The 2,291-nt window shown below is 34.1% G+C and carries 2 protein-coding genes; both read left to right on the top strand.

The features are described from left to right. Positions 1-431 (top strand): hypothetical protein (locus tag ACM9J1_RS14315; RefSeq protein ID WP_415582781.1); only part of this gene is annotated, 431 nt, incomplete at its 5' end. A 1,049-nt stretch (positions 432-1,480) separates the two neighbouring features. Beyond that, positions 1,481-1,942: a GIY-YIG nuclease family protein gene (locus ACM9J1_RS14310; protein WP_415582780.1), complete on the top strand. Its 462-nt coding sequence runs from the start codon at positions 1,481-1,483 to the stop codon at positions 1,940-1,942. The last annotated feature ends 349 nt before the right edge of the window (positions 1,943-2,291 follow it).

Here is a 2,291-nt window from a genome sequence, read left to right as displayed (position 1 = left end):
ATAACAAGCTTTACATAAAAGCAATTACTGAATATATAACCCAGCATAATTTACATTTAGATAGATTTGTAAAGCCAAACAAAGACTCTGAAAATCTTTATATATTTTGGATGGATATTTTAGTTGATTTACCAAAAACTATCGAAGGATATAATATTATTTTAGTTAGTAAACGAAATCAAAAACAAATTTATAAAACGCACGGAAAGCGTTTGGTTGTACTTAAAATAAGTCCTTTGACCTTTGAGAATTCAAAATTTTATGTGAACGTTGAAGAGAATGAAAGTTTTCAAACTTCAAAAAACAATTTTGAAACTAAACAGCTTGGAATGTGGACGACTTCATTTTTTAATTTCATCAATGGCGAAATGATATTTGAAAACGCAACGTTAAGTGGACTTTATAAACCAAGAACGAAACAAGCCAAGTAAACTGCTCACAACAGCAGGTTTGTGCAATTTGCTGCATTTTCATCGCCGGAGCAATTTTTTCCATAACTTGCTTTCACGTTGCCGAAAGAACTCAGTTCCAAATCATCGCAAACTGACACAAACCTGCANCCGTTACCGCCAATATTGTCATGAGATTTCTATCATTNATGTTTTTAATCACCATGCCTTTAATTTCACTGGCGCAATATCCATTCGAAAAATTTAAGGCAATTGAAACAGAATCGTTCAACGAGTGGAAAACCCATGATAGTGGAAAGAAAGTAGAAAACACTTTGACAATTCCAAGTTTCTTTACAAATGGAAACGAACTGACTGTCCAACTTAGCTCATATAAAGACCATTGGTTTGAAAACNCGGAAATTAAATTGTTTCAAGGCAAAACTCAAATTAAATGTTGGAAGGAAAATATTGGGTTTCCCTCAATTGCGCTGAACTCAGTCCGGACAGGGGATTTTAACGGCGACGGGCTAAAAGACATCAAAATCATCTCGCCATATATGGGTAACGGGATAGCATCGTTAAACATCCGAGTGATTTACATTTTACAGAAAGCCAAAAATGATTTTCGAAAAATTTCCTTCGACGACAAAATGGATTTTAATAACGAGCGACTGGAACGCGATATCGATGGCGACGGGAAATACGAAATCATTACAATGACTTTGACTAGTTATAAAAGTCATAGCTATTGGCTTTTCAACTTGTATAATTTTTCGCAAAACGGTTTGATTAGTGTAAATAATCGTTTAGGCTATCCAATTATGATTCAATTCTTAGAAAAGGAAAACTACACAATAACAAACCGAATCAGCAAAGATGTGATGAAAGAGTTTGAAATGAAATTTCCCAAGAATTATAAAATAGATTAGAATACTGGCGGTAACAGCTTGCACAAGAAATTGCCTTTATTTTTAAGGCCGTTACTTTCTTCTCACGAATAATTTTTATCTTCACCGATACAACGCAGTTCGCTTGCTTCGGCAACTTCCCATGCAAGCAAANCGTTACCTGCAATCTAAATCAACATTTTGGTACACATTGAACAATATTTAGAGAACTTAAAAAGTCAATTATTTCAGCCTAATAATTGGCAGCAAATTGTTATGACAAGACGTTGGGCAGAATCTATTCCCGAAGAAGCCGGAGTTTATGTAATGAAAGAAAACGACAAAATTGTCTACGTCGGTGAAACTGGAAATTTGCAAGGAAGAATGTATGATTTGTTAGATTCCCGTCATCATACTGTTCGTAGAACAATTGGTGAAAAGTTGTTTTCTAATGAAGAAGGATTCACAAAAGCGACAACGCGAAAAAAATTTCCTGAACATATTGAGGAATTGGTGAACAACCATATCTGTACTAATCTTTATTTGGCATATTTAGAAGTTCAATTAGGACGAAAAGAGCTTGAAGAATTTATCGAAAGTGATATTGAAGTCGAAACAAGGCTCAACAAACGTGGCAAAAGAAAAAAGAAAAAGCGTAAATAAGGTTTCCCAGACTGCAGGTAACAGCTTGCATAAGAAATTGCCTTTATTTGTCCAGCCGTTACTTTCTTCTCACGAATAATCTTTATCTTCACCGATACAACGCGGTTCGCTTGAATCGGCAACTTCCCATGCAAGCAAAACGTTAGCGGTTATTTAGAACAACATTCTACATGGAAGAAAATAAAATAAGAGATCTTGTAACAACATATATAGATCTTAAAAGCAATTTCGCTTCACTTATACAAATTGCAAAAGACATTGTTTCGTTTCGAAATGAAAAATTAAAAATATTAGAGGAAAAATTAGAAGTTGACTATACAGTTATTTTAGATGATGTAAAACTTCGAGA

The organism is Flavobacterium longum, assembly GCF_965137575.1.
Taxonomy (GTDB): domain Bacteria; phylum Bacteroidota; class Bacteroidia; order Flavobacteriales; family Flavobacteriaceae; genus Flavobacterium; species Flavobacterium longum.
The sequence above is the reverse complement of the archived record's forward strand: the minus strand, read 5'-3'. Positions and strand labels throughout refer to the sequence as shown.